At 37.8% G+C, this 22261-nt stretch carries 20 protein-coding genes and 1 tRNA gene; 2 read left to right on the top strand and 19 right to left on the bottom strand.

The features are described 5' to 3' along the window. Positions 1-56: 56 nt before the first annotated feature. From topA to HMPREF2634_RS06010, 15 genes are all read right to left on the bottom strand, one after another. The gene (gene topA / locus HMPREF2634_RS06080; RefSeq protein ID WP_142350299.1) at positions 57-2150 is read right to left on the bottom strand and encodes a type I DNA topoisomerase; all 2094 of its coding nucleotides are present in this window, start codon (positions 2148-2150) and stop codon (positions 57-59) included. An 85-nt stretch (positions 2151-2235) separates the two neighbouring features. Further along, positions 2236-3078, bottom strand: coding sequence for a DNA-processing protein DprA (gene dprA / locus HMPREF2634_RS06075; protein ID WP_057489665.1), 843 nt, complete (start codon positions 3076-3078; stop codon positions 2236-2238). Positions 3079-3161: 83 nt separating this feature from the next. Then, entirely contained in the window at positions 3162-3719 is a 558-nt protein-coding gene (locus tag HMPREF2634_RS06070) for a sugar O-acetyltransferase (RefSeq protein ID WP_057489666.1), read from the bottom strand. Continuing rightward, a complete protein-coding gene (locus HMPREF2634_RS06065) occupies positions 3709-4536 on the bottom strand; it encodes a PRD domain-containing protein (protein ID WP_021001700.1) in 828 nt (275 codons plus the stop codon). Before HMPREF2634_RS06065 ends, HMPREF2634_RS06070 begins: the two co-directional genes overlap by 11 nt. Further along, positions 4533-5315 carry a ribonuclease HII gene (locus tag HMPREF2634_RS06060; protein WP_003024460.1) on the bottom strand — a complete coding sequence of 261 codons (783 nt, stop codon included), beginning with the start codon at positions 5313-5315 and terminating at the stop codon, positions 4533-4535. The genes HMPREF2634_RS06065 and HMPREF2634_RS06060 overlap by 4 nt, the downstream gene beginning before the upstream one ends. Further along, positions 5302-6153 carry a ribosome biogenesis GTPase YlqF gene (gene ylqF, locus HMPREF2634_RS06055; protein ID WP_003024457.1) on the bottom strand — a complete coding sequence of 284 codons (852 nt, stop codon included), beginning with the start codon at positions 6151-6153 and terminating at the stop codon, positions 5302-5304. The genes HMPREF2634_RS06060 and ylqF overlap by 14 nt, the downstream gene beginning before the upstream one ends. A gap of 119 nt (positions 6154-6272) precedes the next feature. Continuing rightward, positions 6273-7190 carry an MBL fold metallo-hydrolase gene (locus HMPREF2634_RS06050; RefSeq protein ID WP_003024454.1) on the bottom strand — a complete coding sequence of 306 codons (918 nt, stop codon included), beginning with the start codon at positions 7188-7190 and terminating at the stop codon, positions 6273-6275. A gap of 3 nt (positions 7191-7193) precedes the next feature. Continuing rightward, on the bottom strand, positions 7194-8306 hold the full coding sequence (locus HMPREF2634_RS06045) for an acyl-CoA dehydrogenase family protein (RefSeq protein ID WP_003024452.1): 1113 nt from the start codon (positions 8304-8306) through the stop codon (positions 7194-7196). A 15-nt stretch (positions 8307-8321) separates the two neighbouring features. Next, positions 8322-9236 (bottom strand): LysR family transcriptional regulator, encoded by a 915-nt coding sequence (locus HMPREF2634_RS06040; RefSeq protein ID WP_003024449.1) that lies wholly within the window; start codon positions 9234-9236, stop codon positions 8322-8324. A 188-nt stretch (positions 9237-9424) separates the two neighbouring features. Next, positions 9425-10078 carry a 3-oxoacid CoA-transferase subunit B gene (locus HMPREF2634_RS06035; RefSeq protein ID WP_021001701.1) on the bottom strand — a complete coding sequence of 218 codons (654 nt, stop codon included), beginning with the start codon at positions 10076-10078 and terminating at the stop codon, positions 9425-9427. 1 nt (position 10079) lies between these two features. Next, complete coding sequence (locus HMPREF2634_RS06030) at positions 10080-10802, bottom strand: CoA transferase subunit A (RefSeq protein ID WP_003024444.1); 723 nt, start codon at positions 10800-10802, stop codon at positions 10080-10082. 18 nt (positions 10803-10820) lie between these two features. Continuing rightward, positions 10821-11600 carry an enoyl-CoA hydratase/isomerase family protein gene (locus HMPREF2634_RS06025; RefSeq protein ID WP_003024442.1) on the bottom strand — a complete coding sequence of 260 codons (780 nt, stop codon included), beginning with the start codon at positions 11598-11600 and terminating at the stop codon, positions 10821-10823. Positions 11601-11900: 300 nt separating this feature from the next. Then, complete coding sequence (locus HMPREF2634_RS06020; protein ID WP_021001702.1) at positions 11901-13079, bottom strand: acetyl-CoA C-acetyltransferase; 1179 nt, start codon at positions 13077-13079, stop codon at positions 11901-11903. Positions 13080-13094: 15 nt separating this feature from the next. Beyond that, positions 13095-13943, bottom strand: a complete 849-nt coding sequence (locus HMPREF2634_RS06015; RefSeq protein ID WP_022525129.1) for a 3-hydroxybutyryl-CoA dehydrogenase — start codon at positions 13941-13943, stop codon at positions 13095-13097. A gap of 96 nt (positions 13944-14039) precedes the next feature. After that, on the bottom strand, positions 14040-15248 hold the full coding sequence (locus HMPREF2634_RS06010) for an acyl-CoA dehydrogenase FadE (RefSeq protein ID WP_003029666.1): 1209 nt from the start codon (positions 15246-15248) through the stop codon (positions 14040-14042). A 360-nt stretch (positions 15249-15608) separates the two neighbouring features. Between HMPREF2634_RS06010 and HMPREF2634_RS06005 the strand changes: the two genes are divergently transcribed. Then, the gene (locus HMPREF2634_RS06005; protein WP_021001704.1) at positions 15609-16925 is read left to right on the top strand and encodes an FAD-containing oxidoreductase; all 1317 of its coding nucleotides are present in this window, start codon (positions 15609-15611) and stop codon (positions 16923-16925) included. A 202-nt stretch (positions 16926-17127) separates the two neighbouring features. On the opposite strand, the gene HMPREF2634_RS06000 is transcribed toward HMPREF2634_RS06005, so the two are convergent. Together HMPREF2634_RS06000 and gyrA are read right to left on the bottom strand one after the other, a co-directional pair. After that, positions 17128-17871, bottom strand: a complete 744-nt coding sequence (locus HMPREF2634_RS06000; RefSeq protein ID WP_021001705.1) for a class A sortase — start codon at positions 17869-17871, stop codon at positions 17128-17130. Positions 17872-17891: 20 nt separating this feature from the next. Then, positions 17892-20339, bottom strand: coding sequence for a DNA gyrase subunit A (gene gyrA, locus HMPREF2634_RS05995; RefSeq protein WP_021001706.1), 2448 nt, complete (start codon positions 20337-20339; stop codon positions 17892-17894). A gap of 199 nt (positions 20340-20538) precedes the next feature. Between gyrA and HMPREF2634_RS05990 the strand changes: the two genes are divergently transcribed. After that, entirely contained in the window at positions 20539-21522 is a 984-nt protein-coding gene (locus tag HMPREF2634_RS05990; protein ID WP_003024429.1) for an L-lactate dehydrogenase, read from the top strand. Between the two features lie 131 nt (positions 21523-21653). Here HMPREF2634_RS05990 and HMPREF2634_RS05985 read toward each other — a convergent pair whose 3' ends face one another. After that, the gene (locus HMPREF2634_RS05985) at positions 21654-22058 is read right to left on the bottom strand and encodes an NUDIX hydrolase (RefSeq protein ID WP_021001707.1); all 405 of its coding nucleotides are present in this window, start codon (positions 22056-22058) and stop codon (positions 21654-21656) included. Positions 22059-22124: 66 nt separating this feature from the next. Then, positions 22125-22196: transfer RNA gene (locus HMPREF2634_RS05980), tRNA-Arg, on the bottom strand. Between the last annotated feature and the right edge of the window lie 65 nt (positions 22197-22261).

Raw genomic sequence — 22261 nt, 5'->3', positions numbered from 1 at the left:
CCTTTGCTATATATAAAGAAAGTTTACATAAAATAAATTACGTAAACATCTTTAACTTATTTTACTTTTTCTTCTTCGTAATCCCCATTGCTGCAGACAACTTGCTTGCCCCCACCACGAACTTTCTTTTCTACAAGATACTGACCGCATTTCGGACAAGAGCGACCAATCGGTTTATCCCAAGAAGTAAAGTCACAATCTGGGTAGCGATTGCAGCAATAGAAAAGGCGATTGCGTTTGGTTTTGCGCTCAATGATTTGCCCTTTGTGACACTTAGGACACTCTACACCGATTTCTTTGACAATCGCTTGAGTATGACGACAGTCAGGAAAATTGCTACATGCATAGAATTTACCATAGCGGCCCAATTTGATAACCATAGGACTTCCACAGACTTCACAGTCAAATCCAGCAGGTTCATCTTTGATTTGAATTTTTTCCATTTCAGTTTCTGCTTTTGCAACTTCTTTTTCAAATGGCTTATAAAATTCATCAATGACCTTTTGCCATTGCTCTTTTCCTACTTCTACATCATCTAGCTTAGCTTCCATATCAGCGGTAAATTTCACGTTGACAATATCGGGGAAAAATTCAACAATCAGAGAATTCACGATTTCTCCCAATTCAGTTGGCTCAAAGCGCTTAGAAACTAATTTGACATAGTAGCGCTTTTGAACAGTTTCGATTGTTGGTGCATAAGTTGACGGACGACCGACACCATTTTCTTCCAATGTCTTAATCAAGGTCGCTTCAGAATAACGAGCAGGTGGTTGTGTGAAATGCTGTTCAGGATTGGTGTTGACCCGTTTCACTGTATCACCCTTTTCCATATCAGGCAACATTTTATTCTTATCAGAATCATTGTAAATAGCTAGATAACCGTCAAATTTAACTTGACTACCATTTGCAGCAAATTGAACACCGTTTTGCTCCAACTTCACACTCATAGTGTCAAATACTGCTGCTGTCATTTGACTAGCTACAAAACGATTCCAAATCAGCGTGTATAGCTTTAATTGATCTTTATCTAGATATTTCGCGATATTTTCAGGTGTGTTGAACACGCTTGACGGACGAATCGCTTCATGGGCGTCTTGTGCGCCAGAAGCATTTCGGACTCTACTCCCGTGTTTAGAATATTTCTCACCAAAACGGTCTGTAATAAAGGTTGCAGCTTCGTTTTGAGCCACTGGACTAATACGAGTGGAGTCTGTACGCATATAGGTAATCAAACCTTGCACACCAGATCCGATATTAATTCCTTCATAAAGTTGCTGAGCAACCATCATGGTCTTACGAGTTCGGAAATTAATTTTATTGGCAGCGTCCTGCTGCATAGATGATGTGGTATAAGGCAGCGGAGCATTGCGCTTGCGTTCCTTTTTCTCAACGCTTTCGACAGTAAATTCATCACCTTCAATATGAGAAAGAACGTTTTTTACATTATCGTTGGTAGCAAGCTTCATCTTCTTGCCATTCATGCCGTAAAAGCTTGCTTGAAATTGACGAGCCCCTTTTTTGAAAGTTCCGTCAATCGTCCAATACTCTTCTGGTTTAAAAGCATTGATTTCATTTTCACGGTCAATGATGAGTTTCAAGGCAACAGATTGCACACGTCCAGCTGACAATCCCTTTTTGACTTTTTTCCAGAGAATTGGAGAGATAGAGTACCCCACAATACGGTCAAGGACACGACGCGCTTGTTGAGCATCTACCAAATCCATGTCAATCTGGCGCGGTTCTTTAAAAGCATTTTTTACTGCATCTTTCGTGATTTCGTTGAAAACAACACGATTTTTATCTGTCTCGTCCAGATTTAAGATATGAGCCAAATGCCAAGAAATAGCTTCTCCTTCACGGTCCGGGTCACTTGCAAGATAGACTTGTTTCGCTTTTTTAGCTTCTTTTTTCAAATCATTGATAAGAGGCCCTTTCCCTCGAATATTGATATATTCTGGCTCATAGTTGTTTTCAAAATCGATGGACATGGTAGACTTTTTCAAATCGCGAATATGTCCAACGCTGGCTAGAACTTTGTAGTTCCGCCCTAAATATTTTTCAATTGTTTTTGCTTTAGCTGGCGACTCTACAATCACCAGATTTTTTTTCATTGCTGTTTTTTTCTTTGTTTTTGTTGCCAATCTAAACACCTTCTAAAAGTAATAAACCTCATAGAGTTTAAACTATTTTTTTCAAGATGTCAACTAGCAGCATTCTCTTATAGGAGAACTTGTTTTAAAATTGGAATTCAGAAAGTACGTCAGCGCCTGATGTGACACACTTTGCACCCTCTTGAATCAAATGATGACAGCCATCACTTCTGCCGTCTAAAATTGACCCTGGAATAGCAAACACATCTCGTCCTTCTTCCATCGCGCGCTCACAAGTAATTAAACTGCCTGAGCGCATTTTGGCTTCAGCAACAATAACCCCTCTGCACAATCCTGCTATAATCCGATTACGCTCTGGAAAATGAAATTTTAATGGCTCTGCTTCAGAACCATATTCACTAAGTACTAGATGATGTTCTCCCAAATACGATTGGAGTTTTTTATTCGCCCTTGGATAAAAAACGTCTAGACCCGTTCCGATAACTGCAATTGTTCGACCACCATTTTGCAATGCTGCCATGTGAGCCGAGGTATCAATTCCGCGTGCTAAACCACTCACGATAACCAATTCATTGTTTAGCTCTTTAATAATCTTTTGAACGGATTGACTGCCTACTCGGCTACTATTCCGACTTCCTACAACAGCTACTTTAGGTAATTTTAGCAAATCCAAATTACCTTTATAAAAAAGAAGAACGGGCGGATTGTAAATTTCGCTCAAATCCCAAGGATACACATCATCCAAGATAGAAAAGGATGAGAACTTTTCAAATTCTTGACGTAATAAATCATCATCTAGCTGCAGATATTTTTCAATGAAAAGAGCAGGATTGCGGCATTCCGAAACAACTGCCATATCTTTTACCGATAATTCTTTTTCTTGTATCTCAGCATACGAGAGAACATTGATGACCTGCTGATTAGTCAAGCCAGCTTCTTTTAATTTATAAATATCAAAATTATCCATTTTATCATTCCTTTTACTTTTTTAATTACACTTCACTTATATTATTCGTAAAAGGGATTAAAAAAACGAGAATTTCTCGCTTTTCACATTTTATCTAATTCTTTAATAATTCGAGCCGGGTTTCCAGCCAAAACAACATTATCACCATAAGATTTGGTAACAACCGAGCCTGCTCCAACGACGACATTGTCTCCTAATGTTACTCCAGGCAAAATCGTTACGCCGCCACCCGCCCAGAAATTATCGCCAATGGTAATTGGTGCACCGTACTCTACGCCTGATATGCGCTCTTGTGCATCTAAAGGATGAAGAGGAGTCAGAAGTTGACAATTTGGTCCAAACAATGCATTTTTTCCAATAATAATCGGACAAACATCAAGCATGGTCAAATTCCAATTAGAATAGAAATTTTCTCCTAAATGAATGTTGATACCATAATCGCAGACAAAGTTTGGTTTCATCGAAATGTTCTCACCAGTTGAGCCGAACCATTCTTTTACGAGTTTACTTCTTTTTTTACCGTCCTGTTCTGCATTAAATGCGTATTGAAATTGACGAGAACGTGTTACCAATTTTCGTAATTCGGGATCTTGCGGATTGTATAATTCTCCTGCAATCATTTTTTCATATTCAGTTTTCATTGACGTTCCTTTTCATTCTTGATAAGTGAATGGTTAGATACATTTGTTCATCATCAGACGTCTGATAATTGCGCGTCTGCTTGAGATATTGGGTAATCTTTGTTGTCGTTTCATAAGCTAATAGATACTTAATTTTCAGTAAATCAAACATATCGTTGTCGTCTAACTCCTGATGTCCGGTGTCCGTTAAAACGCGTTCGCAAAAAAATTTCAGATGCGTAATAAAGCGTTGAACATAAATATCCTCGTCATCTAACGAGATCTCTAAGCTGTATTTGACGATTGTCATGATTTCTTCCATTAGTTGCGTTAAATCTTGAGCGGCTACATTTCCGCTATCTAATTCAGCATTGACAATTGTCAAAGCCATAAAGCCTGCTTCATCCAAAGGTAAATCTTGCCCTAAATAGTCACCCAACAATTGATTGGCATACTTGCCAACTTCAAATTCGTCAGGGAAAAATCGCTTAATGTCCCACATCAGAAAATTTTTCATGAAAAATTGATCTTTTGTCCGCAGAACAACACCATACATATGGTCAGCCATTGCTAAAAAAGCACCATCTTGCAATTTTTTATTTATTTTTGCATGTGCGTAAGTGATAATTTTATCAGCCATTTCTATGATGTCAGCAGGTAATTCCAACAATAATTCACGCTTGTTTTCTGACAAGACATACTTTTTCTCAATCAGATTATCCCGAATATCATCTCCTGCTTTACATCCAAAAGCCAGTCCACGTCCCATCAACACTACTTCTTGGTGGTTTTCTTCAGAAATGACCACATTATTATTTAAAACTTTAGTAACAATCATCTCTTGTCCTCGACTTCTTCAAGCATGGATTTAATTGGTTCAAAGGTTGTCCGATGAATAGGAGTGATTCCCTTTCGTTTCAATCCTTCTAAATGATGCTGGGTTCCATAACCAACATTGTGTGCAAAGTCATAACCTGGATAAGTTAGCTCATAATTTGTCATCATGCGATCTCTAGTCACCTTGGCTACGATTGAAGCGGCCGCAATAGACAGCGAATTGGCGTCTCCTTTGATAATAGACGTTTGCGGAACTTGAACATCTAACTGCATAGCATCAATCAAGAGATGTTGCGGAGCAACTTCAAGATTTCCCACCGCCTCTAGCATAGCTAATTTCGTCGCTTCATAGATATTCACTTCATCAATAACTTGATTATCCTTGATACCAATACCAACTGAAATTGCTTGTTTGAGCACTTCTTGATAGATTTCTTTGTGCTTTTTCTTGGGAACTTTCTTGCTATCGTTGAGACCTTTGATTTTATAGTTTTTAGGTAAAATAACTGCCGCTGCCACAACAGGACCTGCTAAGGGGCCACGCCCAACCTCATCAATCCCAGCGATATATTGGCAACCAGTAGCATAAAGCTCCTTTTCATATCGTAACATTTGCTCCAAACGACGGTATTCGTCCAATTCAGCTTGAATTTGTTTTTTACGTTTCACAATGAGCTTGTGGACACCAGCTCGACTATCATCTCGAAATTGCTCAAAAACAGGACTCTCTATGTCTGTTATTTCAGATAAGATTTCTTGAATCTCTTTAATCGTTGCCATGTATCTCACCTAAAGTATCTAAAGTATAACGTCCCAATTTACCGTCACGAATGTCTTTGATAAAAAGACGATAAAAACGATCATAATCATCTCGAAAACCCAATTTTTGTGTCATATCCATAATGATTTCCGGTGCTTCTTCTTCCAAGTCCATTTGCTTGAACCGTTCTTGAAGTTCCTTTGGATAATGTTCTTTGAAATAATTGATTCCAAAAATAGTAACCTCATCCATTGGAAGCAAATCGTCTTTAATCGCTCCTGTTAAAGCGAGTTTCAAAGCAACTTTTTCATCTTCAAACTTAGGCCAGAGAATTCCTGGAGTATCTAAAATTTCCAAGTTCCTATTAGATTTGAGCCACTGCTGCCCCTTGGTAACACCCGGTTTATTTCCAGTCACAGCGATTTTTTTCCCAGCTAAACGGTTCATCAGGGTTGATTTACCAGCGTTCGGGATACCGATAATCATAGTCCGCAATGTTTCAATTTGGATCCCACGTTCTTTTTGCCGAGCAATTTTTTCTTTCATCAATGACTTAGCTGCTTCTGTGACTTTTTTAACAGTTGATTGTTCTTTAGAATTGATTGCCAAGGTCTTGATACCTTGACTTTCAAAATATTTTCGCCACTCTTTCGTCAGATCAGAATCAGCTAAATCCCCCTTATTTAAAATAAGAAGCTTGGGTTTCTCTCCCACGATTTTAGTTAGCATAGGATTTTGACTAGATAATGGCAAACGCGCATCTACTAAAATTGTCACAAAATCCACAAATTTGATATTTTCTTGTACTTGTCTCCGAGCCTTGGACATGTGTCCCGGAAACCATTGAATAGTAGCCATGAAAACCTCTTTCTTACACTAGTTTAACATCTTAATTATACCAAAATTTTAGCTAATTCGCATTGATAAATCATGCAACAAAAAATCACCTTTCAAAAACAAAAGGTGATTTTTGAATCTTAATGATACAAAACAGGCTTTCTATCCTGTTTATCGGTAAACGGAAGTCTTGGTTCGCGAATCCGTTTTACATAGTCAACAATTTCTTTCCCTTCGTTGTCAAATTCTACAACAGCAAAAAATTGATCATGATAAAAGAAAAATTTATAATGATTTTCAAATGCTTCCTTGAGCCATTTTTCTTTTGCAATAATGGAACGCATGGGGTAATCATCTACAGCAGCGACCCATACAGGCTTGCGATGCGCGTGAGTTAAAAGCAAGTCCGCCATATGAATCATGGTTTCATTTCCTTGTTTCAACAAAATGATACTATGACCATTGCTATGACCACCAGTATGAACCATTTGAATTTCCGGTATAACATTTAAGTATTCCGTAAATGTCTCCACTTGATGTTGAATAGGTTCCCAATTTTCTCTGAGATAAGTCCCTTTAGTCCGATTATTTGGGTTCATCATCTCGTACCATTCAATATCATTTACAAAAATCTTAGCATTAGGAAAAGTTGAAACCAACTGATGATTTTCATTTAATTTTGTCAATCCACCAGAGTGATCGTGATGCATGTGAGTCATCAACACATAAGAAATATCTTCAGGAGTCAAACCTAAAAGTTCCAAGCTCTCTTCAATTCTGCTTTCAGATAAAATCCCTAAATTTCGTCTTTGTTTATCAGATAGTTTCGCAGTGTTAAAACTTGCATCAATTAAATAATTTTTATTTTTGTATTGAATCAATATTGGATCGGTTAATTCAACCATCATATTTTCTTCAGTTGTTGGATAATAGCGTGACCAAACAACTTTTGGTACAGGACCAAATAAAGTGCCTGCATCTGTCATTTTGTCAACTCCACGTAACCAAATTAATTTCATGTCTCCAAATTGATACTCTTGTAGAGCGAGTTCTGTCATTTCTTACTCCTTTAGCCACCTTTCGGCAATTTCTCTTCTGATAGAATTTCCAGATCTTCCATAGTTTTCAATAGTTTCTGCATCCTTTAAATAACGTTTGATATTAACCTTGTCGAATTTTTGTAAAGGACCAATTAGTCGAAGGATTTCATCGGATATCTCAATAGCAACTTTCGTCGTGTACAGTTTTATTCGAGAAACAAATTTCGCATCTTCTTCAATTTGACTAGGATAAGAATCAAAATAAGCTTCTGCAGAGCATAATTTATTGTATAAATCAGCAAATTTATTTTGATGAATTTCCACATCAATCAAACGCTTTCCAAATCCTCTCTTCACCTTTGCAAATTCAATACCTTTATTGAAAGCCCCCTCAGCAACACCTAATGCAATAGCACTTAAGCCAAGTTGCATATTTTTAATGATGTTAGCAAATTGGACATCCCCAGCTAATTCGTCTCCCAATAAGGCGTTTTCCGGGAGCAAGACATTTTTCAGCGTGACTGAACTCAAAGGAAGACCTATCAAGCCCGGTTTTTCAATCTGTTCACCAATTAGCACATCCGAATCTTTTGGATCAACAATAAAGAGTCCGTACTTCTCCACCTTACCTTGTTCTTTTACTTTTGCCAAAACCAGTAGTATATCTGCAACGCTACTATTGGAAATCATCGCCTTTTTCCCTGAGAGACACCATCCCTGCTCAGTCTTTGTTGCATACGTTTCAAGATCTTCTAGCCCCTTTAGATGTTTATACTCGCAAAATCCTAATCCTCCTATGTACTGACCTTTTAGTAACTTTTCAAGATATAATTCCTTTTGCTCTGCTGTCCCAAAATTCAAAATAGAATAAATTCCATAGCAACCTTGTGTTAATAAAATAGCTGAAAGAGCAGCAAATTCATTAGCAATTTTTCGGATAAATGTGATGAAATCAGAACTTAACGTGTGATTCTCTTCAGATAAAATGGGCAAAAATATATCCATTTCGTTCGTCAATTCATCCCACATTTCCTTTGGAAAATAAGTTGATTCATCATGTGATTTTACATAGTTTTTGATTGCTGTATTCGTATATGAATCAATCATAGCTGCTGTAGTGCTAATTTTTGACATCAATTTGCTCCTTTATTAGGTATCAAAGCTCGAAATAGGCTGATAGTAACCTTTCAAAAGTTCTTCATAAACGTATGCTTCAACTTCATTATAATTTGCTTTATACGGTCTGCAGAACCAGATATTAAATGGAACCGGATCTTTAAAACGAACAGCTTTAAACTTATTTTTATCCACAAAATATTCTACTGGACGAGGTAAAATAGCAATCATATCATTCTTATACGTAGACTCTGTTAAAAAATCCCATGCTGATGATAAATATGTAAAATTTGTCTCTATCTTCTTATTTTTTAATTTTTCAGCTACTAATTCATAAGTGGTAAATGATTTATTAAATGTTGCTAAATCGTAAGCGGCGATGTCTTTCCATTCAAGAAGTTCTTTATCTGCTAAAGGATGATTTTTATCCATATAAGCTGCATATTCATCGGCTTGTATTATATATTGCTCGTACTTTTTAGCATCTAAATTAGTCGGCTCAATCAATAAAACAAAATTTAAATCACCTTCAAGAAATTTTTGACGTAAATCCTTGCTTCCTCCCTCCACAACTTGAATATTAATGTGTGGATTATCCTTTAAAAATTTAGGGAGAGCACTTGCAAAATAAACACGCAAAATCAGAGAAGGAATGCCTAAGTTAATGGTTCCTTTTTGTTTTTGCGCTTCTATATGAATCATGGATTGCATTTCTTCATGACGATTGACAATTTCCGTAGCAAAACGATAAATTTTCCCACCAGCTTCTGTCAGACTTTCTAATCTTCCATTTCTACGATTAAAAAGCTGCAGTCCTTCAGTCGCTTCAAAATTTGTGACAAATTGACTCAAAGCAGATTGACTAATATGAATTTTTTTAGCAGCAATCGAAAGATTACATCCACATTCGACGATATTGATAAAGTAAGTCATTTGAATAATATCCATGTTCATCGTCTCCTATCTTTCAATATTTGTAATATAATTTGTCAGGAATAAAATAGCAACTGATCTTTTTAATATAGATGATCAGTTGCTAATAGGTTGATTAAAAACTTATCATCGATAAAGTTCGTTATAAGCATATACTAACACACTTTATGACAAACAGTAGCTATATTTGCTTGATAATTTAACTAGATAGACATTGTTTTTAAGTCATCTGATACGATTACTTCGCCTTCTGTCTTTTCAAGAACTTCTTCCAAAGAGACACCGGGAGCTAATTCTTTCAAAAGGAATTTCCCGTCTTGAAAACCAAATACTGCTAATTCTGTAATGACCAAATCCAAAACTCCTTTAGCTGATAAGGGCAGTGTGCATTCTTTCAGCAGTTTTGATTTGCCGTCAACGGTAGTATGTTGAATGGCCGCGATAACCCTTTTGGCACCAACTAGAAGATCCATAGCTCCCCCCATTCCTGGAGCAAACTTATCGGGGATAATCCAGTTTGCAATACTACCATCTTGGCTAACTTCTAACGCTCCTAAAACTGTAGCATCAACGTGGCCTCCACGAATAATGGCAAACGACGTTTGAAGGTCAAATAAAGATGCTCCCGGTAAAAGAGTAATGGGGGCTCCACCAGAGTTGGCCAGATTCGCATTGTAGTTTTCTTTTGTTGGTGTCTCACCAAAACGAAGAGCACCATTTTCTGCTTGAAGGATAACATTCACGCCTTCAGGAATATAATCAGCAGAGGCATTCGGAATACCAAATCCAAGGTTGATGACATCTCCATCTTTAAATTCAAGAGCTACACGTCTTGCTATAATTTCTTTTGATTTCATATTAATTTACCCCTGCTAATTTTTTAGTCTCTATCCAGAGGTCGCCCATCATTTTATGATGTTCTTTAGAAGTCAAGCTTTTAACAACATAGTCTACAAGAATTCCGGGAATATATACATCGTTAGGATCAATTTCCCCAACTTCAACAATTTCATTGGCTTCAACAATGACTGTATCAGCTGCAAGAGCCAGCTGCAATGAAATATTTTTAGTTGTCCCATCAATGTATAAATTGCCATATTTATCTGACTTGGTAGCCTTAATCAAAGCAACATCAATTTTCAAAGGGTCATAAACAAGATATTCTCTGCCGTTGCGAGCTACTTTTTCATAATCTTTTTCCAAAATAGTCCCAACGCCAGTCGGAGTCAAAACAGCTCCCAAACCAGCACCCGCAGCATGAAGTCGTTCAACCACGGTTCCCATTGGTGTGAATTCAACTTCCATATCGCCACTAAAATATTCATGTTGTACGGCAGCGGAAGTTCCCACATGAGCTGCGATATATTTTTTAACTTGGTGATTTTCACACAAGCGACCAACGCCAATCTCTTTACCCGGTTGTGAGGTAACAACAGATACTATTGTTAAGTTCTGTTGATTCTGTCGAACCAATTCTTCAATGAGTTCAAATGGCTCACCCACTCCAAGAAAACCTGAGATACCTACAATATCTTCAGATTTAATGTTAGAAATTGCTTCTGATAATGTTACAATTTGCATACCAATATCTCCACTTATTTACTTACGATTGAAAACAGGCTTGCGCTTTTCTACAAAAGCACGCATCCCTTCTACTTTGTCCTCTGTAGAGAATAATAATGCTTCTGCTTCAGTTTCGAGCCTGATAGCATTTTTAAGTGGAAGTTCAGAACCAACCTGAATAACATGTTTAGCTTTCTCTACTGCTAACGGTGCATTTTTCATAATTGCAGCAGCCAATTCTTCAGCTGAAGTTAACAGTTCTTCAGCTGAAACCAACTTGTTAAGAATTCCCAGTTCGTAGGCTTCTTGACCTTTCACTGTACGAGCAGTGAAAATCAATTCTTTCGTACGGCTTGTTCCAATCAAACGAGACATACGTTGAGTACCAGCGAATCCCGGAATAATGCCCAAGCCAACTTCTGGAAAGCCAACAACTGTCTTTTCAAATCCAATACGGATATCTGTCGAAAGTGCTAATTCCATTCCTCCGCCAAGTGCATACCCATTGAGCACTGCAATTGTTGGTTGACGTAAATCTGAAAGGCGAGTAAAGGTATTGTTTGCAAATGTCATATATTCAAAAGCTTGAATTGGCGACATCAAGTCCATTTCTTTAATATCAGCCCCAGCTACAAATGCCTTTTCTCCTGCCCCTGTTACAATCACAACACGAATTTCTTCACTTTGTTCAACTTGATCAAGAACATCATTAAAATCAGTTAATACCTGAGAACTCAAAGCGTTTAATGCTTCAGGACGATTGATCGTAATGTAGCCGATGCTGTTTTTTACTTCTAGTAAAACAGTTTTACTCATTTTAATGCTCCTACTTATAAAATTTGAATTATTAAGTATAATGTCAACAAATACTTGAACCCAAAATGTAAGAGCTTACAATGCTATGATATCTCATTTTTCTACTCTCGTCTACTTAATCTTAATTTATAACTCTATAAGTTTAACTTATAGAGTTATAAAAAATACTAAGACTTTTTGATTTTCAAAATAAAAAAACAAATTCTACTAAGAATCATTTAAGATAAACGTCTTAGATAGAATTTGTTTGACAGAGTAAAAAAAATCAAATGGTAAATTAAATTTAGTAGGTAATTATTTTTAACGTTCTACAATGACTGCTGTGCCCATTCCTCCTCCGATACAAAGAGTTGCAAGACCACGTTTAGCATCGCGTTTTTCCATTTCATGCAACAAAGTAACCAGAATACGGCAGCCTGATGCTCCAATTGGATGACCAAGTGCAATGGCTCCGCCATTGACGTTTACTTTTTCTGGGTCAAAATTCAGCTCTTTTCCGACAGCACACGCTTGAGCTGCAAAGGCTTCATTGGATTCAATCAAATCAAGGTCTTCAACTGTAAAACCACCTTTTTCAAGTGCCTTACGAGAAGCATAAATTGGTCCGCAACCCATGATTTTCGGATCTAATCCTGCACTTGCATAGGATTTTATGGTTGCTAAAACAGGAATGCCTAGCTCTTTTGCTTTTTCTGAACTCATGACAACAACTGCTGCTGCTCCGTCATTGATACCAGAAGCATTACCAGCCGTGACAGTTCCACCTTCTTTAAAGACAGGACGCAATTTAGCCAAACCTTCTAACGAGGCATCTTTTCTTGGAAATTCATCCGTATCAAAAACAATTGGCTCACCTTTTCTCTGTGGAATAATCACTGGAACGATTTCTTCTTTGAAACGTCCAGCTTCAATAGCTGCCACGGCACGTTGTTGAGATTGCACAGCAAAAGCATCTTGAACTTCACGAGAAATACCATACTGTGCAGCAACATTTTCAGCTGTGATTCCCATGTGGAAATCATTAAAGGCGTCAGTCAGACCGTCGCGCAACATAGTATCAACAACTTTAGAGTCTCCCATACGAGAGCCCCAACGTTGATTTTGCAGCACATATGGTGCTTGGCTCATATTTTCTGCACCACCCGCTACGATGATATCAGCATCTCCACAAAGGATAGCTTGTGCAGCCAACTGAACAGTTTTAAGCCCTGAACCACATACTTTATTGACTGTGAATGCTGGAGAAGATACAGGGATACCTGCATTGACACTCATTTGACGTGCCACATTCTGACCAAGTCCTGCCCCTAAAACATTTCCCATAATCACTTCATCAACTTGTTCAGCCTTCAAATTTGCTCGTTCCAGCGCGCTTTTGATAACCAAACTTCCCAAATCAACAGCTGAAATATTTTTCAAACTTCCACCAAAAGAACCTAATGGTGTACGAACTGCTGATACAATAACTGCTTCTTTCATTTCTTGCTCCTCATCTTAGTATTTAAAGAAACCTTCCTTGGTCTTACGTCCAAGTTTATTAGCTTCAACCATTTTTTTCAACAATGGAGCAGGACGATATTTCGGATCACCAAATCCATTATTCAACACTCCCATAATAGCTAAGCAAACATCCAAACCAATCAAATCAGCTAATGCTAATGGTCCAATCGGATGGTTGGCTCCGAGTTTCATCGCTTCATCAATTTCTTCAGCCGATGCTACTCCTTCTCCAAGAATGAAAATAGCTTCATTTATCATCGGAATCAACACTCGATTTACAACAAAACCATAAGAATCTCTAACATCAACTGCTGTTTTACCGATTTTTTCAGTCAATTCACGAACAGTTTTGACTACTTCTTCTGATGTTTGAAGTGCTTTGATCACTTCGACCAATTTCATGACAGGAGCAGGATTAAAGAAATGCATACCAATAACTCGTTCTTGATGCACTGTTGCTGCTGCAATGTCAGTAATTGACAAAGATGATGTATTGGACGCTAAAATTGTTTCTGGTGTTGTTAATTCATCTAATTGTTTAAAAATACTCAACTTAATGTCTCGGTTTTCAGTAGCTGCTTCAATAACTAACTGAACATTTTTTGCATCTTCGTATGAGGTTGAGGGAATCAACTTACTCAAAATACTATTTTTATCAGCTTCTGACAGACGCCCTTTCTCTACAGAACGTGTTAATTGCTTGGTGATATTTCCAATCCCTCTTTCAACAAATTCGTCTTTAATATCATTCAAATACACCGTAAAGCCTGATTGGGCAAAGACTTGTGCAATACCGCTTCCCATCTGACCTGATCCAATGATCATCACTTTTGAAATATTCAATTTTCTCTCCTATCTAATATTAACATTATAAAGTTTAAAATGAAAGAATAGGAACGATTGAATGATGAATACTCTTCAACCGTTCCTGCTTTGTCATTATACAAATGCACCTAAGCCAGTAATTTCACGACCAACAATCAAAGCGTTGACTTCATGAGAACCTTCATAAGTGTAAACAGCCTCAGCGTCTGCAAAGAAACGTGCAACATCGGTTTCAAGAGTAATTCCATCCCCTCCGCCTACTTCACGAGCAAGGGCAACAGTTTCGCGCATAACGAGTGAATTATGCATTTTAGCAAGGGCAGAATTTAACATTAATTCATTGCCAGCTTCTTGCATTTCAGCAAGACGAACTGAGTAAGCAATAGCTGCCACAGCGTTCGCTTGCATTCTAGCCAATTTTTCTTGAATGATTTGGAATTTAGCAACTGGACGTTTAAATTGTTGACGGTTTGTAGTATATTTCAATGCTGCAACAAACGAACCGCAAGTTATACCCATGGCAATATGAGCAACATCTGCGCGAGTAAATGTAAGAATACGAGCTACATCTTCAAAACCATTGATGTTTACCAAACGGTCTGAGTCTGGAACTTCAACATTTGTCATTGTGATATGACCATTTCGAACACAACGAAGTGCAATTTTATGTTGAATAACTTCTACATCGTAACCAGGAGCTCCTTTGCGAACGATAAAGCATTTAATTTTGCCATCTGCAACGTCACGAGCAAATACTGGAATAACATCAGCTGTATCTGAACCACCAATCCAACGTTTTTCACCGTTAATAATCCACTTGTCTCCTACACGTTCAGCAGTTGTTGCAAGCCCACCTGCAATGTCTGAACCAGAAAGTGGTTCTGTCAAAGCAAAACATCCTTGCCAATCAAATGCTGCTAATTTAGGAAGAAATTCCTTTTGTTGGCGTTCATCACCACCGAGTAAAATTGTGTTATAGCAAAGTCCACCATGCACAGTATAGAATGTAGCCATTGATGTATCAAAGCGAGCCAATTCCAAGTAAAGGAATGCGATATAAAGTTCTGATGGTTTGTAGCTGCCTTCACGTCCCTCAAACAATTTAGGATTGTTCATAATTTGAGCGCCTTTGGCAACTGCGTAAAATTGTTCAAATGGAAAATCAGGTTTTTCCCAATGTTCATTGATCACAGGACGAAGATGTTTTTCAATCAAACGACGAGTTTCTTGTAAGACTTCTGCTTCTCCTAGTGTCAAACCGTCTGCATAGTGAAAAAGATCTTCAGGATATAATTCACGTAAAATTTCTTCTTTAGTTGCCATAGTATGGACTCCTTTATAATAATGTTATAAGAGCGCTTTCATTTCAGGGCTCAGTATTTGTTGACGCTTACATTTTATATCAGATATGATCTTGTGTCTACTTAAGAAAAATTAATCGTCCCATAAGTTTCTATTATACATATTGATTTTACTGACTTTTCAAAGGATAAAGACAAGATTTTACAAATAAAATTTTTGCAAAATCTAAAAATTTATTTGTAAAATGATTGAATTTCTAAAAATATTTTCTCTAATTTCAAAGAAATCCTTTTCCCCAATCCTTTACCAATCCTCCAGAGCAAAATGCAAGCATTTGCAAAATGAATATGTTACAATGCTTATAAAAACGGAGGAAAAATCATGTTAACATACGATTTAATTGTTATTGGTTTTGGTAAAGCTGGTAAAACATTGGCAGCAAAAATAGCAACCCAAGGCAAAAAGGTTGCCTTAATTGAACGTAGCAAAGCTATGTACGGTGGAACTTGTATCAATATTGCTTGTATTCCAACCAAAACTTTATTAGTCGCCGCAGAAAAAGAACTATCATTTGAAGAAGTAATGGCTGAGAAAAATGCGGTTACTAGCAGACTTAATGGGAAAAATTACGCAACCATTAGTAGTGCTGGAGTGGATATTATTGATGCAGAAGCTCATTTTCTGTCTAACAAAATAATTGAAATTGTAGCAGGCGACGAAAAGCAAGAGATAACAGCTGAAAATATCGTCATCAATACGGGCGCTGTCTCAAATGTTTTACCAATTCCAGGACTTACTACAACAAAAAATGTTTATGACTCAACAGGCATTCAAAATCTTGCTACATTACCTAAACGTCTTGGTATCCTTGGTGGTGGAAATATCGGTCTTGAATTTGCAGGACTTTTCAATAAGCTAGGAAGTAAGGTTACTGTCCTTGACGCTGCTGATACTTTTTTGCCACGTGTAGAGCCCTCAATTGCCACTTTGGCTAAACAATATATGACGGAAGACGGTATTGAAATTCTTCAAAATATTTACACTCAAGAAGTGAAAAATGATGGTGAAGAGGTGCTTGTCATTGCTAAAAACGAAACATTTCGCTTTGACGCTTTGCTTTATGCTACCGGTCGTAAACCAAATATCGAACCATTAAAACTTGAAAATACAGATATCCAAGTTACAGACCGCGGTGCTATCCAAGTGGATAAGCATTGCCAAACAACTGTTCCTGGCGTTTTTGCTGTTGGTGATGTCAACGGTGGACTACAATTTACTTATGTTTCGCTAGATGATTTTCGTGTCGTTTTCAATTACTTAGCTGGTGATGGCTCCTACACACTTGAAAATCGCAAACATGTACCGACTACTATGTTCATCACTCCTCCACTGGCACAAATTGGTTTGACAGAAGCTCAAGCTAAAGAACAAGGCCTGCCTTATGCAACCAAAGAAATTCCAGTTGCAGCCATGCCACGTGGACATGTCAATGCGGATCTTAGAGGAGCGTTTAAAGCAGTTGTTAATACCGAAACCAAGGAAATTTTAGGTGCCACTATCTTTTCACAAGGTGCTCAAGAAATCATTAACATTCTAACTGTAGCTATGGACAATAAGATTCCTTATACTTATTTCACAAAACAAATCTTTACTCATCCAACTTTGGCTGAAAATCTTAATGATTTATTTGCGATTTAATCACGACTTCTGCACTTTGACAAAAATATTGTCATAAACCATTTTAATTTCATTCAGCAAAAAATAAAAGTGGGATAGGACTGAAAACTAAAAATTTTTAGCCCGTTCTCTCACTCTTGCAAAGCTTGCTCAAGTATCGCGTGACTATTTATTTCCATCATAAAAACGAGGCTGGGATATTATCGTCCCCACCTCGTTTTTATTATAGCTGCATTTGATTATACGTTTTACTAAATGCATTCAAAATTTCTTTTGGTGCGTCTTTATAAGAAGTCTCTCCTTCTAGCGTTCCTTTAACAATCGTTCGTGACGTAGCTGCAGCATCTTCACAAGTCACCAAAGTCACTTCATTGACACCTTCGCGGTCATTAATCACATCCACTCTATCAGGTGCTACATTCTCAACTGAAGTAATGGAGTAAGTATAAATTTTTTCCTTATCTGTCAGATAAATTTTCATTCCGGTTTTAGCACGATCTAAAGGAGAAAAGAGCATATTGCTTGCACCTGTAATCCCAAATACATGGTGGCTAGCCAATGCGTAATTCCCTTTCCCCATTTGCTGCGTTTCTTTCATCGTACCTGCGCCATAATAAAGACCCACATTGTCTAAGCCCTTGAAAATCGGCAAATTCATCGAAAGTTCAGGAATAGCAATTCCACCAATAACTGGTAATTGCTGTGCTTTCCATTGCGCGTTAATCACATCTTCGGTAGACAGCGATTTAACTTTATCGAAATTAAAGCTAGTTTTGGCTTTTTTATTTTGAGTGATTTTATCTTTTGAAACATTGCTCACTTGATATCGATTGGTATGCCAAACCATGATCATATTCCGAATAGAAGAGTTGAAAATAAGTGCAAGTGCAACAATGATTAACAATGTCGCAATAATGTTAATCAGAATATTTTTTCTTTTATTATGTTTTGTTCTTGTTGATGACATAACATTTCCTTTTATTTAGTTTATCCTTCATCCACTTCTTTTTCATTCTCTGCTGCAACGCTTGTAAAAGTAACAATCTGCGCTCCCTTATCTAGTCGCATTACTTTAACACCCAAAGTTGCACGTCCTGTTTGAGAAATATTAGCAACATTTGTCCGAATAATAACCCCTGTATTTGTGATAATCATCAAATCTTCATCACCATTCACAGCCATAAGCCCCGCTAATGGACCATTTTTCTCAGTAATATTAGCTGTTTTCATTCCTTTTCCACCACGACTTTTCGTAGCGTATTCACTAGCTAAAGTACGCTTACCATAGCCTTTTTCAGTGATGACTAACACCTCTTGATCATCTGAAATGACACTTGCTCCTACAACATGGTCACCCGCACGCAAATTCACTCCGCGCACGCCGGTCGCAGCCCGTCCCATGTTTCGGACTTGGCTTTCGTTAAAACGTACAGCATAACCCATTTTTGTTCCAATAATGATATCTGCTTGACCATTTGTCAAAAAGACATTGATGAGTTCATCCTCATCTTTTAAATTCAGAGCTTTCAGACCGTTTTGACGAATATTAGCAAACTCTGTTACGCTTGTCCGCTTCACAACACCATAGCGCGTTGTAAAGAAAAGGTAGGAATCATCGTCATGCTCGGCTTGAACGTTGATAATCGTTTGAATTGTTTCACCTTCGTCCAATTTCAACAAATTAACAATCGGCAAACCTTTCGCTGTACGACCGTATTCAGGAATTTCATAACCTTTCAAGCGATAAACGCGACCTTTATTGGTAAAGAAGAGCAAATGATCATGTGTGCTGGTAGAAACTAGTTCACGGACAAAATCGTCATCTTTTACACCTGTTCCTTGAATACCACGACCACCACGTCTTTGCGCAGTGAATTCATCTTGGTTCAACCGTTTGATGTAACCTTTATTGGAAAGTGTAATCAAAACATCTGCTTCCTCAATGAGATCCTCATCTTCCAGAGACAGTACTTCACCAACTATTAGCTCTGTACGACGTTCATCAGAAAACTTACGTTTAATCTCTTCTAATTCTTCCTTGATAATCGCAACAACTCGTTCTGGTTTTGCCAAAATATCTGCTAAATCAGCTATCAATTTCATCAAGTCGTCATATTCAGATTGAATCTTATCCCGTTCCAATCCCGTTAAACGACGCAAACGCATATCCAGAATCGCCTGACTTTGACGTTCGGACAATTTATAGCGTGCCATCAATTCTGCTTGCGCTTCTGCATCTGTCTCGCTGTTTCGGATGATGCGAATCACTTCATCAATGTGATCTAGTGCAATCAGCAAACCAGCTAAAATATGTGCACGAGCTTCCGCCTTTTCCTTATCAAAAACTGTCCGGCGTGTAACCACTTCTTTTTGGTGTTCAATATAAGCAAGCAAAATCTCGCGTAAAGACAGAATCTTTGGCACTCCATTTTGAATCGCCAGCATATTGAAGCTAAAATTCGTCTGCATTTGCGTTAATTTGAATAAATTGTTCAAGATAACATGCGCACTTGCATCCCGCTTCACTTCAATGATAAAACGAACCCCTTCACGGTTAGATTCGTCACGAACCGCTGTAATTCCGTCAATACGTTTTTCTTGGACTAACCGCACAATATGTTCGTGAACTTTGGTTTTATTGACCATATACGGAAATTCAGTAACCACAATTCGTTCACGACCAGATTTAGTTTCTTCGATTTCCGTCCGAGCACGTAGAACAATGGAACCCTTCCCAGTTTCATAAGCGCGATGAATGCCTGATTTCCCCATAACCAAAGCGCCTGTCGGGAAGTCTGGACCAGGCAACACTTCCATAAGGTCATGTGTTGTTACATCTGGATTGTCCATGACTAATTTTACAGCATCAATGGTCTCACTAAGATTGTGAGGAGGAATGTTTGTTGCCATTCCCACAGCAATACCTGTCGCCCCATTGACCAGCAAATTAGGAAAACGTGACGGTAAAACTAATGGCTCACGCTCACTGCTATCATAGTTATCTGCAAAATCAACTGTATTTTTGTTGATATCGCGTAACATTTCAAGCGATATTTTGCTCATCCGAGCTTCTGTATACCGTTGTGCCGCAGGACCGTCTCCGTCCATAGAACCAAAGTTTCCGTGACCATCTACTAACATGTGGCGGTAAGACCACCATTGCGCCATCCGCACCATAGCTTCATAGATAGAGGAATCTCCGTGCGGGTGATATTTACCCATAACATCACCCGTGATACGAGCAGATTTCTTATGTGGTTTGTCAGGAGTAACCCCCAGCTCATTCATCCCATACAATATTCTACGATGAACAGGCTTTAAACCGTCTCGAACATCCGGAAGAGCACGAGCAACAATGACACTCATGGCATAATCGATGAAACTCGTCTTCATTTCGCTCGTTAAATTCACATTTACTAAATTATTATCCTGCATTAAAAAATGCCTCTCTTCAATTTATATGACCATATCATTATAACATAAATTGGGATTTTTTTCAGTAAACACCTTCTATTGTAAAAACGTTTACATAAGATGATATGTATTATATTCGTGACAAAATGTTACAAAAGTGATAGAATAGATGTGTAAAGGGAAAACGTTCCCCAATAAAATAAAGGAGATGTTTAGCAAAATGACTCTTACTAAACAACATAAAAAAGTCATCCTTGTTGGTGACGGTGCTGTAGGTTCTTCTTACGCATTTGCTCTTGTCAACCAAGGAATCGCCCAAGAACTTGGTATTGTTGATATTTTCAAAGAAAAAACAGAAGGGGATGCTGAAGACCTTAGCCATGCCTTGGCTTTCACTTCACCTAAGAAAATTTATTCAGCAGAATATGCTGATGCACACGATGCAGATCTTGTCGTTTTGACTGCTGGTGCACCACAAAAACCAGGTGAAACTCGTCTTCAATTGGTTGAAAAAAACCTTCGTATCAACAAAGATGTTGTTACTAAAATTGTTGCTTCAGGATTCAACGGTATCTTCCTCGTAGCTGCTAACCCTGTTGACATTTTGACTTACTCAACTTGGAAATTCTCTGGATTCCCTAAAGAACGTGTCATTGGTTCAGGTACTTCTCTTGACTCAGCACGTTTCCGTCAAGCACTTGCTGAAAAATTAGATGTAGATGCTCGCTCTGTCCATGCTTACATCATGGGAGAACATGGTGATTCAGAATTCGCTGTTTGGTCACATGCCAACGTTGCAGGTGTCAACCTTGAAAATTATCTTCAAGACGTAGAAAACTTCAATGCTGCTGAATTAGTTGACCTGTTTGAAGGTGTCCGTGATGCTGCATACTCAATCATCAATAAAAAAGGTGCAACTTTCTATGGTATCGCAGTTGCCTTAGCTCGTATCACAAAAGCTATCCTTGATGACGAAAATTCAGTTCTTCCACTTTCAGTATTCCAAGAAGGCCAATATCCTGGCGTTACAGACTGCTACATTGGACAACCAGCTATTGTTGGCGCACATGGTATCGTACGTCCAGTAAATATCCCGTTGAATGACGCTGAAAAACAAAAAATGCAAGCTTCTGCTAAACAATTAAAAGACATCATCAATGATGCCTTCTCCAAAGAAGAATTTGCTTCAGCAGCTAAAAACTAAAGAATTTCCTTTCTTACTCCTTGTTTTATCAAGGAGTTTTTTCATATCTAAAATGGATACGATAAAGTCATAATGCCGTGCAAATCAGTTTTATCGTACCCATTTATTTTATATAATCTCACTTTATCAATTTATTTCAATATATCTTTTAAATAAGGAACAGTCTTCTCACCCTTCATATCTGACAGCGCCCGAATCCAGCGAAACGCTGTATGCTCTTCCAAATCAAGTTTAATCTCTCTATATTCCAGCAAATTTACCTTATACACTAGACGCGTAAAAACGACGCCCTTTGTATCATCATAACAGCTATCCTCATGAAGAATCGAACTTAATTGTACCTTTTGGTTAACTTCTTCCATTGCTTCACGCACAGCTCCTTCTCTTGGCAATTCGTCTTCTTCCACGCTACCTCCTGGAATATCCCAATATTCGGGATACATGTTTGGAGAACCACGTTTTATTTTACTTCGTTTAATAAGCAAATATTTTCCATCTTTTTCAATTAGAGTATGAGCAATCAATTTCACAGGCATTGGTAATCTCCCTTGTAAAAATAAAAAATCTTGCATATAACAAGATTTATAAGCAGATAACAATTATCCACCCTGAGGGAATCGAACCCCCATCTCAAGAACCGGAATCTTACGTGATATCCATTACACTAAGGGTGGCAACTATTATAGTATACACAAAAAATGAAAAAATAACAAGTAAAAAAGGACTGAAAACATAATTC

This window comes from Streptococcus sp. HMSC034B03, assembly GCF_001838575.1.
Classification (GTDB): Bacteria; Bacillota; Bacilli; order Lactobacillales; family Streptococcaceae; genus Streptococcus; species Streptococcus anginosus.
The sequence above is the reverse complement of the archived record's forward strand: the minus strand, read 5'-3'. Positions and strand labels throughout refer to the sequence as shown.

Excerpts from the sequence above, each read along its gene's own strand:
- dprA (WP_057489665.1), bottom strand. The coding sequence starts at position 3,078 with ATGGATAATTTTGATATTTATAAATTAAAAGAAGCTGGCTTGACTAAT.
- HMPREF2634_RS06070 (WP_057489666.1), bottom strand. The coding sequence starts at position 3,719 with ATGAAAACTGAATATGAAAAAATGATTGCAGGAGAATTATACAATCCG.
- HMPREF2634_RS06065 (WP_021001700.1), bottom strand. The coding sequence starts at position 4,536 with ATGATTGTTACTAAAGTTTTAAATAATAATGTGGTCATTTCTGAAGAA.
- HMPREF2634_RS06060 (WP_003024460.1), bottom strand. The coding sequence starts at position 5,315 with ATGGCAACGATTAAAGAGATTCAAGAAATCTTATCTGAAATAACAGAC.
- ylqF (WP_003024457.1), bottom strand. The coding sequence starts at position 6,153 with ATGGCTACTATTCAATGGTTTCCGGGACACATGTCCAAGGCTCGGAGA.
- HMPREF2634_RS06050 (WP_003024454.1), bottom strand. The coding sequence starts at position 7,190 with ATGACAGAACTCGCTCTACAAGAGTATCAATTTGGAGACATGAAATTA.
- HMPREF2634_RS06045 (WP_003024452.1), bottom strand. The coding sequence starts at position 8,306 with ATGTCAAAAATTAGCACTACAGCAGCTATGATTGATTCATATACGAAT.
- HMPREF2634_RS06040 (WP_003024449.1), bottom strand. The coding sequence starts at position 9,236 with ATGGATATTATTCAAATGACTTACTTTATCAATATCGTCGAATGTGGA.
- HMPREF2634_RS06035 (WP_021001701.1), bottom strand. The coding sequence starts at position 10,078 with ATGAAATCAAAAGAAATTATAGCAAGACGTGTAGCTCTTGAATTTAAA.
- HMPREF2634_RS06030 (WP_003024444.1), bottom strand. The coding sequence starts at position 10,802 with ATGCAAATTGTAACATTATCAGAAGCAATTTCTAACATTAAATCTGAA.
- HMPREF2634_RS06025 (WP_003024442.1), bottom strand. The coding sequence starts at position 11,600 with ATGAGTAAAACTGTTTTACTAGAAGTAAAAAACAGCATCGGCTACATT.
- HMPREF2634_RS06020 (WP_021001702.1), bottom strand. The coding sequence starts at position 13,079 with ATGAAAGAAGCAGTTATTGTATCAGCAGTTCGTACACCATTAGGTTCT.
- HMPREF2634_RS06010 (WP_003029666.1), bottom strand. The coding sequence starts at position 15,248 with ATGGCAACTAAAGAAGAAATTTTACGTGAATTATATCCTGAAGATCTT.
- HMPREF2634_RS06005 (WP_021001704.1), top strand. The coding sequence starts at position 15,609 with ATGTTAACATACGATTTAATTGTTATTGGTTTTGGTAAAGCTGGTAAA.
- HMPREF2634_RS06000 (WP_021001705.1), bottom strand. The coding sequence starts at position 17,871 with ATGTCATCAACAAGAACAAAACATAATAAAAGAAAAAATATTCTGATT.
- gyrA (WP_021001706.1), bottom strand. The coding sequence starts at position 20,339 with ATGCAGGATAATAATTTAGTAAATGTGAATTTAACGAGCGAAATGAAG.
- HMPREF2634_RS05990 (WP_003024429.1), top strand. The coding sequence starts at position 20,539 with ATGACTCTTACTAAACAACATAAAAAAGTCATCCTTGTTGGTGACGGT.
- HMPREF2634_RS05985 (WP_021001707.1), bottom strand. The coding sequence starts at position 22,058 with ATGCCTGTGAAATTGATTGCTCATACTCTAATTGAAAAAGATGGAAAA.